This window comes from Nocardioides sp. SR21, assembly GCF_022761125.1.
GTDB lineage: Bacteria > Actinomycetota > Actinomycetes > Propionibacteriales > Nocardioidaceae > Nocardioides.
Genome location: NZ_JAKWJR010000002.1, coordinates 265,605 through 279,575 on the forward strand (window position 1 = coordinate 265,605; position 13,971 = coordinate 279,575).

At 70.9% G+C, this 13,971-nt stretch carries 13 protein-coding genes; 8 read left to right on the forward strand and 5 right to left on the reverse strand.

Annotated elements, in window-relative coordinates:
- The first annotated feature begins 11 nt into the window (after nt 1-11).
- From MJ604_RS04555 to MJ604_RS04570, 4 genes are all read left to right on the forward strand, one after another.
- Entirely contained in the window at nt 12-803 is a 792-nt protein-coding gene (locus MJ604_RS04555) for an SDR family oxidoreductase (protein ID WP_243057108.1), read from the forward strand.
- A gap of 61 nt (nt 804-864) precedes the next feature.
- Nucleotides 865-2,187, forward strand: a complete 1,323-nt coding sequence (locus tag MJ604_RS04560) for a glycosyltransferase family 2 protein (RefSeq protein WP_243057109.1) — start codon at nt 865-867, stop codon at nt 2,185-2,187.
- Nucleotides 2,184-2,693 (forward strand): hypothetical protein, encoded by a 510-nt coding sequence (locus tag MJ604_RS04565; RefSeq protein WP_243057110.1) that lies wholly within the window; start codon nt 2,184-2,186, stop codon nt 2,691-2,693. Before MJ604_RS04560 ends, MJ604_RS04565 begins: the two co-directional genes overlap by 4 nt.
- Entirely contained in the window at nt 2,693-3,631 is a 939-nt protein-coding gene (locus MJ604_RS04570; RefSeq protein WP_243057111.1) for a hypothetical protein, read from the forward strand. The genes MJ604_RS04565 and MJ604_RS04570 overlap by 1 nt, the downstream gene beginning before the upstream one ends.
- Before the next feature lie 3 nt (nt 3,632-3,634).
- On the opposite strand, the gene MJ604_RS04575 is transcribed toward MJ604_RS04570, so the two are convergent.
- Nucleotides 3,635-4,792 carry a GDSL-type esterase/lipase family protein gene (locus tag MJ604_RS04575; RefSeq protein ID WP_243057112.1) on the reverse strand — a complete coding sequence of 386 codons (1,158 nt, stop codon included), beginning with the start codon at nt 4,790-4,792 and terminating at the stop codon, nt 3,635-3,637.
- Between the two features lie 92 nt (nt 4,793-4,884).
- Here MJ604_RS04575 and MJ604_RS04580 point away from each other — a divergent pair, with 92 nt between their 5' ends.
- From MJ604_RS04580 to MJ604_RS04590, 3 genes are read left to right on the forward strand one after another with little or no spacing between them, the layout of a single operon-like run.
- Nucleotides 4,885-5,103, forward strand: coding sequence for a hypothetical protein (locus MJ604_RS04580; protein ID WP_243057113.1), 219 nt, complete (start codon nt 4,885-4,887; stop codon nt 5,101-5,103).
- 24 nt (nt 5,104-5,127) lie between these two features.
- Nucleotides 5,128-5,418 (forward strand): DUF1330 domain-containing protein, encoded by a 291-nt coding sequence (locus tag MJ604_RS04585; protein WP_243057114.1) that lies wholly within the window; start codon nt 5,128-5,130, stop codon nt 5,416-5,418.
- Between the two features lie 20 nt (nt 5,419-5,438).
- Nucleotides 5,439-7,574, forward strand: a complete 2,136-nt coding sequence (locus MJ604_RS04590; protein ID WP_243057115.1) for a CocE/NonD family hydrolase — start codon at nt 5,439-5,441, stop codon at nt 7,572-7,574.
- 23 nt (nt 7,575-7,597) lie between these two features.
- On the opposite strand, the gene MJ604_RS04595 is transcribed toward MJ604_RS04590, so the two are convergent.
- From MJ604_RS04595 to MJ604_RS04610, 4 genes are read right to left on the reverse strand one after another with little or no spacing between them, the layout of a single operon-like run.
- A complete protein-coding gene (locus tag MJ604_RS04595; protein ID WP_243057116.1) occupies nt 7,598-9,067 on the reverse strand; it encodes a dihydroorotase family protein in 1,470 nt (489 codons plus the stop codon).
- Complete coding sequence (locus MJ604_RS04600) at nt 9,064-10,485, reverse strand: MmgE/PrpD family protein (protein ID WP_243057117.1); 1,422 nt, start codon at nt 10,483-10,485, stop codon at nt 9,064-9,066. Before MJ604_RS04600 ends, MJ604_RS04595 begins: the two co-directional genes overlap by 4 nt.
- On the reverse strand, nt 10,482-11,276 hold the full coding sequence (locus MJ604_RS04605; protein ID WP_243057118.1) for a cyclase family protein: 795 nt from the start codon (nt 11,274-11,276) through the stop codon (nt 10,482-10,484). The genes MJ604_RS04600 and MJ604_RS04605 overlap by 4 nt, the downstream gene beginning before the upstream one ends.
- Nucleotides 11,273-12,472 carry a CaiB/BaiF CoA-transferase family protein gene (locus MJ604_RS04610; protein ID WP_243057119.1) on the reverse strand — a complete coding sequence of 400 codons (1,200 nt, stop codon included), beginning with the start codon at nt 12,470-12,472 and terminating at the stop codon, nt 11,273-11,275. Before MJ604_RS04610 ends, MJ604_RS04605 begins: the two co-directional genes overlap by 4 nt.
- Before the next feature lie 26 nt (nt 12,473-12,498).
- Between MJ604_RS04610 and MJ604_RS04615 the strand changes: the two genes are divergently transcribed.
- Nucleotides 12,499-13,947: an FAD-dependent oxidoreductase gene (locus MJ604_RS04615; protein WP_308194107.1), complete on the forward strand. Its 1,449-nt coding sequence runs from the start codon at nt 12,499-12,501 to the stop codon at nt 13,945-13,947.
- Nucleotides 13,948-13,971: the final 24 nt, after the last annotated feature.

Consider the following 13,971-nt stretch of genomic DNA (forward strand, 5'->3'; position numbering starts at 1 on the left):
GGAGAAGAAGCATGGTCAACGCAGTCATCACCGGCAGTACGAAGGGCATCGGCTACGCGCTGGCGCAGGAGCTGGTACGCCGCGGTCACGCCGTCGTCGTCACCGGCCGCACCCAGGCCGCGGTCGACGAGGCCGTCGAGAAGCTCGGCCTCGAGGCGCGCAGCGGTGGCCGCGCGGCCGGCCAGGTCGTCGACGTGAGCGACGCCAAGTCGGTCCAGGCGCTCTGGGACGCCGCGGTCTCCGCGCTCGGCTCGGTCGACCTGTGGGTCAACAACGCGGGCGTCGCCTACACGATGCGCACGATCGCGGAGACCACGCCGGACGAGGTCTCGACGATGGTCAGCACCAACATGCTCGGCACGATCTACGGCTCCCAGGTCGCGCTGCGCGGCATGGCGACCGGCGGTGGCCAGGTGTTCAACATCCTGGGCGGCGGCAGCGACGGCTCGGTCCGTCCGGGCATGGGCGTCTACTCGACGACCAAGCGCGGCCTCGACATGTTCACCAAGGCGCTGGTGAAGGAGGTCGAGGGCACCAACGTGCGCGTCGGCCAGGTCCGCCCGGGCATCCTCATCACCGACGGCTGGCTGCGCGAGGCCGCGACCAGCCCCGAGTCGGTCCAGAGCCAGCGCAAGATGGTCAACATCCTCAGCGACCACGTCGACGACGTCGCGCCGTACCTCGTCGAGAGCATGCTCGCCTCGACCAAGAACGGCGACGAGATCGCCTGGCTCACCAAGGGCCGGATGATGAAGAAGTTCTTCGGCAAGAAGGACGACAAGCTCGCCCGCTACGGGCTGTAGTCCTCGGGGCCGACGCGTTACCGTGCTGGTGGTGAGAGAGGCGCGCTGACGGGAGGCCGTGATGCCCGACTCGGGCGGCGAGTGGTTCGTGCAGCTGCTCGTGTTCGTCCTGATCGCCTACCCGATCGTCGGCGGGCTGGCCTTCTTGGTGTCGAGCTTCTACTACCACGTGTTCTCGGAGCGGGACGACCTTCCACGCTTCCTCGAGCACGGTGAGCCGTTCGTCACGATCCTGGTCCCCGCCCACAACGAGGAAGCCTCGATCGAGAGCACGGTCCGCTACCTCCACGGCCAGCTGAACTACCCGGCGGACAAGTACGAGATCCTCGTCGTCGACGACGCCTCGACCGACCGGACCGCCGAGATCATGGCCGCGCTCCAGGACGAGCTCGACGACCTCCGCGTCATCACGATCGTCCAGAACCGCGGCAAGGCCCATGGACTCAACGTCGCGATCGGCTACGCCCGGGGCGACTTCCTGCTGTCCAACGACGCCGACACCAAGCCCAACCCGGACGCGCTCTGGCAGTACCTCAGCTACTTCGAGCGCGACGGCGGGCAGAACGTCGGCGCCGTCACCGGGAACATGCTCGCGGCCAACCGGACGACCATGACCGCGGAGGCGCAGCAGAACGAGCTGAACTCCATCATCGGCCTGATCAAGCGCTCGCAGATGTCCTACGGTGCCCTGTTCGCGTTCTCCGGCGCCAACACGATGTACCGCAAGCAGGCCGTGCTCGACGTCGGCGGCTGGCACGCCGAGCAGCCGACCGAGGACATCTCGATCGCCTGGGACATGCAGGTGGCTGGCTGGCGCGCCCTGTTCGCCCCGCACATCCGATTCTTCCTCGACGTCCCGGAGCAGCTGCGCGCGCTGATCAAGCAGCGCCACCGCTGGTCTTCGGGCGGCATCTACGTCCTGGCCAGCAAGGGGCCGACGCTGCTGCGGCACCCGATCCGGAACTTCCGGATGCTGCCGGTGGTGCTGGACTACGGCATCAGCATCGTCTGGAGCGTCGTCTACTGGATCAGCATGATCCTGTTCGTCCTGCTGCAGATCTACTTCGCGGGGACGCAGAACTGGGAGCGCTTCTGGCACAACTGGTACATGGTCGGCATCTTCGTCGCCATCGAGATGGGCGTCGGCCTGCTCCAGCTGACCGTGGCGTCGTACTACAACGACCGGGGGAGGACGCTGAAGTACATCGCGTTCGCGCCCTGGTACATGTTGGTCTACTGGATGGTGAACACCTGGACGGTCGTCACCGAGCTGATCCCGACGCTCGTCAAGGTCTGGTCACGCCGAGACGGCGGCACCTGGAAGTCGCCCGAGCGCTCCGGCAGCCTGCAGGATATCCGCGACGGGCAGGCGGGACGAGCATGACGAGCCAGAAGCCGCCGTACGTCGTGCACACGGTCGAGGAGAAGGACGTCACCGTCGACTGGTTCTTCCGCCGCCGGTTCGGCCCCACGTTCTGGGTGCAGCTGGTGCTGATCCTGGTCGGCTGGTTCTTCGTCGTGCTGCCGGTCGTGATCACCACCTCGGCGCTCCTGCACCGCGACGACGACACCGGCTGGTGGGGCTACCACGAGGGGTTCGTCATGTGGGAGATCACGATGGTCTTCCTCGCGATCCTGCTGGTCGTCTTCGTCCTCGGGTTCCTGGCGCTGCACCTTCTCGACCGGGCATCGAGCCGGCGCCGGGCACACCTGACGACGTACGACGACGAGCGGCTGGCCAAGCGCCTGGAGATCTCGGCCGACTGGTACGCCGAGAAGTTCGGCCCGGAGGCGCTCCGCCTCGAGCAGCGTGAGGTGCGGATCCAGCCCCACGCCGACATCGAGACCTACGAGCTGCGTGGGCGCTTCCGCACCTATGGAGTCGACTGATGGCCCTGACGGTCGAGGACCAGGCACTCGTCGCCGACATGCGGCAGCGCGAGCTGCACCTGAAGCGTCGGCTGCGCGCCACCGACGCGATCCACCACGAGCTGCGGCGGTTCCGGCTCGTGTTCGTGTCCGTCGTCGCGGCCCTGTTCGGCCTGGCGCAGGTCGTCTTCTACGTGACACTGACCGGGCTGCACGCCCGACCGGACTGGTGGCTGCCGGGCGTCGTGAACTTCGCCCTCGCGGTGCTGCTGGGCGCGCTGGTCGCTCACAGCCTGCTGCGCCGGCGCTGGGGGAAGCGGCTGCTGGCTCGTCAGGAGAGCCGGTTGCGGCGCAAGTACAGCGGGGACCTGCACTCCGGGCGCCGGTGGCTGCAGTTCTACTTCGACGACCAGGACATCTCGGCGTACGTGCCCCAGATCCTGTACTTCCTGGACGAGGGGCGAGTCGAGTCGGTGCGAGACGGGCTCGCGCTGGCTCAGGAGAGCCGGCGCGAGAAGGGTTCGCTGTTCGCGGAGCACGCGCTGGCGTGCTTCAACGAGGTGGCGGCCGATGTCAACAAGCTGGTCGTCTCGAGCGCCGCAGGCGACGCCAGGCCGTCGAGCCGGGCGATGCGCTTCGTGAAGTCGGACCGACCGGGTGTCTGGTACATCACGACCGCTCCCGAAGGTCCCAAGGTCCACGAGCTCGACCGCGGAGTGGCCGCGATCGTGACCGCGCCGACTGAGTCGGGCTCGATCATCACCAGCAATCGGATCCGGATCGCCCGCGCGGGGCTGTCGTTCGCGGACGTCGCCGGCCTGTACGACGAGCAGGTGCCCAGGTACTCCGACGGCATGACCGAGGAGGAGGCGAAGCGTGAGCTGGTCTATGAGCTGACACTGCTGTCGGCCAAGGTCGAGACCTGGACCGAGCACGAGGTCGTCGAGCTCAACGACTGAGCGCTACGGGCTGTAGATGCTGAACGGCCCGGCCGCGCCGAACGCCCGCGCCGCGAACCGGCGGCCGATGAGCCGCTGGGTCTCGGGGCCAGGGTGGAGCTCGTCGGGCAGCGGCGTCTCGGCGTAGTCGTCAGGGCCGTACAGCTCGAGACCGTCGAGGTAGTAGAGGTTCGGGTCGTCCTTGGCCCGGGTCTCGATGATCCGGGCCAGCTCGGCGCGGATCACCGACAGCGACAGCTTGCCGGCGCGGACCTCTGCGGGGTCGCCGCCGGCCGCGAACCGGATGCCGTTCTCGTCGAAGCTCGGCACGCTCGGGCCGGGCGCGTCCTCGTGGATCGGGCAGCAGATGGGGGAGACCACGAGCAGCGGGGTCTCCGGGTGGCCCTCACGGATGGTGTCGAGGAAGCCGTGCACGGCCGGGCCGAAGACCCGCAGCCGCATCGCGTCGTGGTTCACGACGTTGATCCCGAGCTTCACGCTGATCAGGTCGGCCGGGGTGTCGCGGATGACGCGCGCGGCGAAGGGGTCGACCAGCGCGCTCCCGCCGACGCCCAGGTTGACCAGCTTCACGCCGCCGCCGACCGCCGCCACGACCGGCCAGATGGCCGTCGGGCTGGACGCGTTCGAGCCGTGGCTGATCGAGCTGCCGTGGTGCAGCCAGACCCGGCGCCCGTTGTCCGGCAGCGGCTCGGCCGGCGCATCGGCGCGCAGCTCCACCAGCTCGGTCGCCTCGCTCCACGGCAGCCAGATCTCGACATCCTTGGTCGCCTCGGGCAGTCCCTCGAACCGGACCGTCCCGACCGAGCCGAGCCGGTAGTCCGAGTCGCCGGTGGCCATGTCGATCTCGAGCACGTGCCCGCCGGCCCCGGTCGCCTGCTGCACGAGCCTCCCGTCGACCACGAGGTCGTAGATCCCGTCGGGGCGCCCCGGGAGGCCGACGTACGTCACCGTCGTCCGGATCGTGTCGAGCTCGATGACCGTGGCCCGGGTGCGGAACACCAGGCGTACGCCGGACGGCTGCGCCTCCGCCATCGCGAGCTGCCCGTCGCCCTGCGCCCGCGCCCAGGCCGGGAACCGGTGGGGTCGCAGCCCGTGCTCGGTGGGCTCCAGCTCCAGGGCGCCGCGGACCAGGTCGGAGGTGATCGGGGTCGTGGTCAGCACGTCTCCATCATGGAGGGCCCATCGGGGTCCGACAAAAAAGATTTACCGTGAAACAGCGTCCGGTGAACTCGGGGACAACGCATACTCGAGGTGTGTCCAGCTCCCAGCCGCCGCAGCGGCACCTTGCAACCAGCCCGTTCGCGGCGAAGCCCGAGATCTCGATCGAGAGCTACGAGTGCGACGACCTGGTGCAGCACGACTCCTACGGCATGGGCCGCGTCGTGCACACCGACTCCGCCGCTGTGATCGTCGACTTCCGCACCCAGAAGGTCCGGGTGCCGAGCCCGTTCGCGAAGATGACCAAGCTGTAGGTGCCGTCCGGCAGGATTGCCCGCATGACTGCCTACTGGATCAGCATCTACCAGGAGATCACCGACGAGGCGAAGCTCCAGGCGTACGCCGCGCTCGCCGGCCCGGCCCTGACCGGGGCCGGTGGCACGTTCCTGGTGCGCGGGCTGCCGGAGGCGACCTTCGAGGCCGGTGAGGAGACCCGCACCGTGCTCATCGAGTTCGACTCGGTCGACGCTGCCGTGGCGGCGCACGACAGCGCTGCGTACCAGGAGGCCCTGGCGGCGCTCGACGGCGGCGCCGTGCGCGACATCCGGATCGTGCCCGCGGCCGACTGACCCGTGGCACCATCTGCGGCATGCGCTTCGTGGCCATCGCCGCTCTTCTCGCCGGTCTGCTGACCGCAACCGTCCCCGCGACCGCGGCCGATCCGGCGGACTTCACGCTCCGCCCGGGCGCGAACCAGCTCTACGTGCTGGACGCGACGCCCGGGACGACCCTGGACCTGGTCCAGGGCGGGGCCGTCGTCCAGAGCGGCACCGTGGACGAGGCCGGCAGCCTGGCCTGGCGCGAGCTCGACGCGGGCGAGTACACCGTGGCCGGCGTCGGCGTCACGGTGCCCGACATCGACGACCCGGCGCCGCCGCAGTCGTTCTACGACGCGCAGACGCTGGGCGACGGCTTCGGGTACATCACCGCCCGCGACGGCACCACGCTGTCGGCGAACGTCTCGCTGCCTGACGGCGACGGACCGTTCCCGACGGTCGTCGAGTACTCCGGCTACGACCCGAGCAACCCGGCGAACACGAGGTTCGCCACCCTCTTCAACGCGCTCGGCTACGCCTACGTCGGCGTCAACATCCGTGGCACCGGCTGCTCGGGTGGCTCGTTCCTGAGCTTCGAGCCGGTGCAGAGCCTCGACGGGTACGACGTCATCGAGGCGATCGCCGCCCAGTCCTGGGTGGAGTTCGGCAAGGTCGGCATGGTCGGCATCTCCTACCCCGGCATCTCGCAGCTGTACGCCGCGCGCTACCAGCCGCCGCACCTCGCCGCGATCGCGCCGCTGTCGGTCATCGACGACACCTACCGCAGCACGCTGTACCCGGGCGGCATCCTCAACACCGGCTTCGCAGTGCCGTGGGCGGCGGAGCGGACCGAGCAGGCGGCGCCGTACGGCCAGGGCTGGGAGGAGGGGCGCGTCGAGTCCGGCGACACGACCTGCGAGGAGAACCAGGCCGTTCGGCTGCAGAACCCGGACCCCCTCCAGCTCCTCGAGGACAATCCCTTCTACGGCTACCGCTACTACGACCGGATCAACCCGACGAACTTCGCCGGTGACATCAACGTCCCGGTGTTCCTCGCCGCTGCCTGGCAGGACGAGCAGACCGGCGGGCACTCGGCGGAGATGCTCGACGACTTCACGGGATCGCCGCACGTCTACGCGTCGCTGGCCAACGGCTCACACACCGAGGCGCTGAGCCTCGGCATCTTCGGGCGGTACGCCGACTTCCTCGACCTGTACGTCGCCCGCCGGGTGCCGACCACCATGAAGCAGTTCGTCGCCCCGATCCTCGCCGAGTCGATCACCGGCGTCGGGGGCCTCCAGCTGCCGCCCGGTCCGACGTACGCCGGCATGACCTACCGGCAGGCGTTGAAGTCCTTCGAGGCGCAGAAGCCGGTCCAGGTGCTGTTCGAGGAGGGCGCTGCCGCCGGCCAGCCGGCGGGCTCGCCGCTGCCGCGGTTCGTGCGCTCCTTCGACGCCTGGCCCGTCCCGCAGGCGAAGCCGACGTCCTGGTACCTCGGTGCCGCCGGCCAGCTGCGGCCCACGCCGGTGCTGCGCGACGCCGACGCCCGCGGGTACGTCGCCGACCCGTCGGCGCTGCCGAAGACCAACTTCACCGGGGGAGGGATCTGGGGCCCGAACCCGACGTACGACTGGCGCCAGATCCCCGACGCCACCGGTCTGGGCTGGATCAGCAAGCCCCTGAAGAAGAACGTCGTCGCCGCCGGCACCGGCTCGGTCGACCTGTGGGTGCGCAGCGACGCGCCGGACACCGACCTCGAGGTGACGCTCACCGAGGTGCGACCGAACGGCACCGAGGTCTACGTCCAGTCCGGCTGGCTGCGCGCCAGCCACCGCAAGCTCGACGCGGCGGCGTCCACGCCGATCAAGCCGGTGCACACCGACCTCGAGGAGGACGCCAGCCCGCTGCCCGCCGGGACGTTCACGAAGGTGCGGGTTGAGCTGTTCCCGTTCGCCCAGCCGTTCCGCAAGGGCTCGCGGATCCGCATCACCGTCGACGCGCCCGGCAACGCGCGCCCGCAGTGGGCCTTCGACACCACGGTCGCCGACGGCGAGCACGTGTGGATCGCCGCCGACGGGAAGCACCGCTCCCGGCTGGTGCTCCCCGTCGTGCCCGGCGTCAAGGTCCCCCAGCAGCGGCCGCCCTGCGCATCGCTGCGCAGCCAGCCCTGCCGGACCTTCCCGGGCTGACGACCCGCGAAGACAGCGGTGCGTCAGGCCTGGGTCGGGCGCGACAGGTAGCGGCCGACGGGCTCGGTCGAGACCACGCCGTCGGTCATCACCTGGTGGCCGCGGACGAACGTGTCGGTCACCTTGGCGGTCAGCTCGGCACCCTCGAAGGGCGTGTACTCCTGCGTGGACTCGGAGTCCTCGGCGCGCACGGTCCAGGTGACCGAGGTGTCGACGAGCGCGATGTCCGCGTCCTTGCCGAGCTCGAGCGAGCCCTTGGTGCCACCGAGGCCGTAGCGGGTGGCGGGGTTCGTGGACGTCAGCTCGGCGATCCGGCCGAACGGCAGGCCGCGCTTCGAGCCCTCCGAGACCATGCCGGCGAGCAGGTACTCGGCGCCGCCGAAGCCGGACTTCGCCAGGAACACGTCGTCCTTCGGCTCGCCGAACTTCAGCTCCTCCTTGCAGCACGCGTGGTCGGAGACGACCCAGTCGATCTTGCCGTCGAGGAGGTACTGCCACAGCGCCTCGACGTCCTCGCGCGGCCGCAGCGGCGGGTTCACCTTGCCGCCGACGCCGTGCGCGGTGTCGCAGTCGGCGAGCAGGTGGCCGACGGTGACCTCGCGACGGAAGTCGATGTGCGGGAACGTCGCCGCCATCATCAGCGCCGCCTCGACGGCCTTGCGGGAGGTGAGGTGCAGCAGGTTGATCGTCGGCAGCTCGGTCTCGTGCGCGAGGTACGACGCGATCGTGACCGCGAGGCCCTCGGAGTGCGGCGGGCGCGAGGCGCTGTACGCCGGCAGCCCGGTGAGCGTGCCCTCGTCCTCGACCAGCTTCGTGTACGCCGTCATGATCTCCGCGGTCTCGCAGTGCAGCGACAGCGAGATCTGGTCGGCGATCTCCGGGTGCTCCTCGCGGGCCTTCTGGATGCCGCGCATCACGAACTCGAAGTGGGCGTAGTCGTACCGCTCGCCCTCGGGCGTCATGAGGAACGAGCTCTGGTCGGCGCTGCGGCCGTGCAGGCCGTGGCCGCCGTAGAACATGAAGATCTTGAACGACGTCACGCCGTGGTCGCCCACGAGCGACGGGATCTCCTCGATGTGGCCCTTGCTCATCGGCGCGAGGTGGAAGGCGTAGTCGATCAGCGCCTTGCCCTCGGTCAGCGACAGCACCTCCGGGAAGAACTCGGAGTACGGGCCGCCCTTGTTCAGGTAGTACTGGCCGGTGCGCATGTAGGTGATCGCGGTGGTGACACCGCCCTGCGCCGACGCGCGGCTCTCGCTGACCGCGTCCTCCGGCAGCGGGTTGTAGATGCCCCAGTGCTGGTGGGCGTCCACGACACCCGGGAACGCCGTCTTGCCGCCACCGTCGACCACCCGGTCGGCGAGGTCGGTGTCGAGACCCGCCTCGAGCCGCGCGATCCTGCCGTCGCGGACACCGATGTCGAGCGACTGCGGCTCGTCCTGGCCCGGCACGACGACCGAGACGTTGGTGATGATCAGGTCGAGCTCGCTCATGCGTGGAACTCCTTCAGAGGGGACATCAGGTCGGAGACGTCGGTGGCGTTCGTGAGGTCGAGGGCGGCACGCCGTACGGCGTCCGAGGCGGCGGCGTCGAGGCGTCCCGCGACGTTGTCGCGGAACTTGGTGCCCAGCTCGTCGTCGGAGAGCGGCCGGGCCGGTCCGCCGCGGTTCGTCAGCACCTTCTCGACGAGCGTCTCGCCCGCGGTGGTGGTGAGCGTGACGACGGCCGGGAACTGGAACGGGTAGATCGCGTTGCACTCGTCGTCGGCCACGACGTCGACCTTCGCCATCAGCGCGCGCCGCTCCGGGTCCTGGGCGAGGGCGTCGCTGTAGTCGTCCAGGCCGGTGCCGAGGCCCCCACCGCCGAGCAGCCCGGCAGCGAAGGCGAAGGGACCGGAGAACTGGGCCTGGTAGCCGGTCTCGGGCGCGCGCTTCACCTCGATCGGCTCACCGATGGTGCGCACGGTCGAACCGGCCACGCCGATCACGACCGAGGCCACCTGGTCGGGCGAGATGCCCCGCTCGCGGAAGGCGCGTCCCGCGTCGACGGTCGTGTGCGTGAAGTGGTTGGCCGGGTAGGGCTTGAAGAAGATGCCGGGCACCGACCACTCGGTGCCGAGGCCGTCGCTGACGGCGTCGGGGAAGAACTGCCCGTGCAGCCAGGCCTGGAAGAACCCGAACCGGCCCTCGAGCACGGTCGGCGGGCCGGTGAAGCCGCGGCGCACGAGCTGCGCGGCGTTGACGCCGGCCTGCGCGGCGAGGCCGCAGTGCAGCCGCTTCACGGTGCCGCCGGTGCGGTTCGCCTCGATGACGCCGGACGCCATCGACGCGGTCAGGCCGAGCGCGTCGACGGCGTCGGTGCCGTAGAGCAGCGACGCCGCGACTGCGGAGCCCATCGCGCCGGTGATCGACGTGGCGTGCTGGCCGTGCTCGAAGAAGACCGAGTTGCCGAGCTCCTCGTCGTACCCCGCCATGCCCAGGCGTACGGCGACCTCGAGGCCGACCGCGATCGCGCGGACGGTCTGGGCGCCGGTCGCGCCGGCGTGCTCGGCCGCGGCGAGCGCCGCCGGCACCACGCTGGCGCTGGGGTGCAGCACCGACGGGAGGTGGGTGTCGTCGTAGTCGAGCGAGTGCGCGAGCACGCCGTTCGCGAACGCCGCCTGGGCCGCGGTGACCGAGGTGCGCACACCGACGGCGGTGGCCTGCGGGTGCCCGCCCTGGTCGCGGACGTGGCCGAGCGCGGCGGCGCTGGTCGGCAGCCGGTGCGCGGCGACGCACAGGCCGAGCACGTCGAGGACGCGCTGCTGGACCGACGCGGCGACGTCGTCGGGCACACCGTCGGCGTACGCCTTCTCGGCGAACGCCCCGAGCTGCTGGGCGAGGGTCGCCCCGGAATCCGACTGAGCGCTCATGCGCCGACCACCGCGAGCGGGCGGACGGGGGAGCCGGTGGCGCCGAAGAGCGGCAGCGGCGAGAGCACGAACACGAACTCGTGGATCGCGTCCTTCGCGAGCTCCTCCAGCGCCATCGTCTCGACGATGTAGATGCCGTTCTCGACGAGCAGCACGCGGTGCGCGGGGAGCAGGCCGTGGCCGGCGCCCGGCGAGAGCATCTCGAACGCGATCGTGTCCGCGCCGACCGCGTGCACGCCGTGGTCAGCGAGCCAGGTGGCTCCCGCGGTGGAGACACCCGGCACGCCGGTCTGGAGGCCACGGAACGTGTCGCCGTCGCCGTTGTCGAAGTGCTGGCCCCAGCCGGACCGGATCAGCACGACGTCGCCGGCGTTGATCGCGACCCCCTGCTTCCCCAGCGTCGCCTCGAGGTCGGCGACGGTGATCTCCTGGCCGGCCTCGAGCCGGTCGACGCCGAGCGTCGCGGGCACGTCGAGCAGCACGCCGCGGCGGACGATCGGCTCGATCGTGTGCACGCCGAGCTCGATCATGCCGAGGCCGTCGTGCATCCGCCCGTCCTGCGAGACGTGCGAGAGCGCGTCGATGTGGGTGCCGACGTGGGTGCCCATCGAGATCATGTCGTTCGCGGCCGAGCCGCCGTCGGCGCGCACCATGTCACCGTGGCGGCGCGGGTGGGCGTGCCAGTACGCCGGGTGGTTGGGCGACTGCGGCATGCCGACGGTCAGCCGGCGGCCGAGGTCGACGACGCGCACGCCGCCGGCGACGGCGTCGAGGAGGGCCTGGGTGGTCATCGGATCACTTCCTGGTCACGGAGGGCGGAGATCTCGTCGGCGGACAGGCCGAGCTCGGTGAGGACGTCGTCGGTGTCGGCGCCGAGCGGGCGACCCGGGAAGCGGATCGCGCCGGGGGTCTCGGACATCCGCCACATCACGTTGTGCTGCAGGACCTCGCCGAGCGCCGGGTCGTCGACCGGCGTCAGCATCTCGGTCGCGCGGACGTGCTCGTCCTCGACCAGGTCCTTCGCGGAGAACACGGGCGCGACCGCGGCACCGGCCTCGGTGAACGCGGCGACGACCTCGTCGCGGGTGCGCTCGCCGATCCAGCCGCCGACGTACCCGTCGAGCAGGTCCGCGTGCTGCGCGCGCGTGTGCCCGGAGGCGAACCACGGCTCGTCGAGCACCTCGGGGTGTCCGACCAGCGTGAGCACGCGCTCGGCGATCGCCTGGGCGCTGGTCGAGATCGCGACCCAGTGGCCGTCGCTGGTCTCGTAGGCGTTGCGCGGGCTGTTGTTCGTGGAGCGGTTGCCGTGCCGCTGGCCGACCTGGCCGGTGAGGCCGTAGACCGACGGGCCGGGGCCGACCGCGGTCATGATCGGCTCGAGCAGGCTGAGGTCGATGACCTGGCCCGTGCCGGACCTCTCCCGCTCGTAGAGCGCCATCGAGATCGCGGACGACGCGGCGATGCCGGCGATCGAGTCGGCCAGGCCGAACGCCGGCAGCGTCGGCGGTCCGTCGGGCTGCCCGGTCAGGTGCGCGAAGCCGCTCATCGCCTCGGCGAGCGTGCCGAAGCCCGCGCGGGCGGCGTACGGCCCGGTCTGGCCGAAGCCGGTGATCCGCGCGACCACCAGGCGGGGGTTGAGCTCCTGCAGGGTCTCGGGGGAGAGGCCCCAGCGCTCGAGGGTGCCGGGGCGGAAGTTCTCGACGAGCACGTCCGCGGTCGCGACCAGCCGCTTGAGCACGTCGGCGCCGGCCTCGGAGGACAGGCTGAGTGCGACCGTCCGCTTGTTGCGGGAGATCTCCGACCACCAGATCGGCGTGCCGTCGACCGAGGGGCCGTGGCCGCGCATGCCGTCGCCGGCCTTCGGGTGCTCGATCTTGATCACCTCGGCGCCGAAGTCACCCAGGATCTGGCAGGCCAGCGGCCCGGCGAGGATCGTCGACGCGTCGACGACACGAATGCCGCTCAGAGGTCCGGTCACGGTAGTCATCGTCGCGAATCATATATGATCTAGGAGTGGCTCGTGCGGGGTACGACGCGGTCGTGGTCGGAGCAGGTCCGGCCGGTCTGACCTGCGCCGTCAGGGCCGCCCGCGGAGGCGCGCGCGTGCTGCTGGTCGAGAAGGACCGGCGCACCGGCGGCGCCCTGCACCTCAGCGGCGGCCACCTCTCCGCGGGCGGCACCAGCCTGCAGCGCGCGGCCGGCATCGAGGACAGCCCCGAGCTGCACCTCGCCGACATCCAGCGGATCAGCAACGGCACCGAGCGCACCGACCTGGTCCGGCTGGTGGTCGACGAGGCGCCTGGCGTCGTCGAGTGGCTGGTCGGCAGCGGCATGGCCTTCGACCCCGAGACGCCGCGGATCGTCTACGGCCACGAGCCGTACGAGATCCCTCGGACCGTGTACGGCGTCGAGGGCGGCCTGTCGGTCCTCCAGGTGCTCGAGGCCGAGCTGGAGGAGGCGCGGGCCGCGCACGACCTCACCCTCTGGACGAACGCGCCGGTGACCGGGCTGCGCACCGACGACGCCGGCCGGGTGGTGGGCGTCGAGGTCTACCGCGATGGCGACGAGGTCGAGATCGACGCGGCCGTCGTCGTCATCGCCACGGGCGGGTACGGCGCGGACGCCGAGCTGTTCACCGAGCGGCACGGCGTCGAGCTGGTCACCGTGGCGTCGCGCACGTCGACCGGCGACGGCATCCACCTCGGCCGCAGCGTCGGCGCCGCGATCCAGGGGGAGGGCACGTACCTCCCGACGTTCGGCGGGCTGCCCGACCCGCAGGCCCCGCACCGCGCGAACTGGGCCGAGCGGCTGCTGCTGACCGTCGAGCGCCCGCCCCGCGAGATCTACGTCGACAGCACCGGCAGCCGCTGGATCGCCGAGGACGAGCCGTCGATCGACGTGAAGGAGCGGGCGCTGACCGCGCTCCCGGACCAGGTCTTCTGGACGGTCTTCGACGACGACGCGGTCGCCGACTCCGGCGGCGGCCGGCCGCCGATCGTGCTGGGCTGGGAGGCCGACGACCTGCGCCGGCACGCCAACGTGCGTCCGGGCATCCACGCGGCGGACACGCTCGAGGAGGTCGCCGCCCTCGCCGGCATCGACCCCGACGGGCTGGTGGCCGCGGTGGCGGCGTACAACCGCGCGGTGGAGGCCGGTGTCGACGAGGACTTCGGCCGCACCCACCTGCCCGCACCGATCGCGGTGCCGCCGTACTACGCGCTGCACAACCAGGGCATCGCGGTCGTGACGTTCGACGGGCTCGACATCGACGACACGTTCGCCGTGCTCGACGAGGCGGGGGCGCGCATCGAGGGTCTGTTCGCGATCGGTGAGGTGATCGGCGCCGGTGCGACGTGCGGCAACAGCTTCTGCTCCGGGATGCTGCTCACGCCTGCCCTCGTGTTCGGGCGCCTGCTCGGCGAACGACTCGCCGCGCGTCAACGGCCAGATGCCGTCCGTTGACAGGGTTTCTCGGCATACTCGGCG

Bases quoted from the DNA above. Each gene is read 5' to 3' on its own strand.
- MJ604_RS04555 (WP_243057108.1), top strand. From the start codon at position 12: ATGGTCAACGCAGTCATCACCGGCAGTACGAAGGGCATCGGCTACGCG.
- MJ604_RS04560 (WP_243057109.1), top strand. From the start codon at position 865: ATGCCCGACTCGGGCGGCGAGTGGTTCGTGCAGCTGCTCGTGTTCGTC.
- MJ604_RS04565 (WP_243057110.1), top strand. From the start codon at position 2,184: ATGACGAGCCAGAAGCCGCCGTACGTCGTGCACACGGTCGAGGAGAAG.
- MJ604_RS04570 (WP_243057111.1), top strand. From the start codon at position 2,693: ATGGCCCTGACGGTCGAGGACCAGGCACTCGTCGCCGACATGCGGCAG.
- MJ604_RS04585 (WP_243057114.1), top strand. From the start codon at position 5,128: ATGACTGCCTACTGGATCAGCATCTACCAGGAGATCACCGACGAGGCG.
- MJ604_RS04590 (WP_243057115.1), top strand. From the start codon at position 5,439: ATGCGCTTCGTGGCCATCGCCGCTCTTCTCGCCGGTCTGCTGACCGCA.
- MJ604_RS04595 (WP_243057116.1), bottom strand. From the start codon at position 9,067: ATGAGCGAGCTCGACCTGATCATCACCAACGTCTCGGTCGTCGTGCCG.
- MJ604_RS04600 (WP_243057117.1), bottom strand. From the start codon at position 10,485: ATGAGCGCTCAGTCGGATTCCGGGGCGACCCTCGCCCAGCAGCTCGGG.
- MJ604_RS04605 (WP_243057118.1), bottom strand. From the start codon at position 11,276: ATGACCACCCAGGCCCTCCTCGACGCCGTCGCCGGCGGCGTGCGCGTC.
- MJ604_RS04610 (WP_243057119.1), bottom strand. From the start codon at position 12,472: ATGACTACCGTGACCGGACCTCTGAGCGGCATTCGTGTCGTCGACGCG.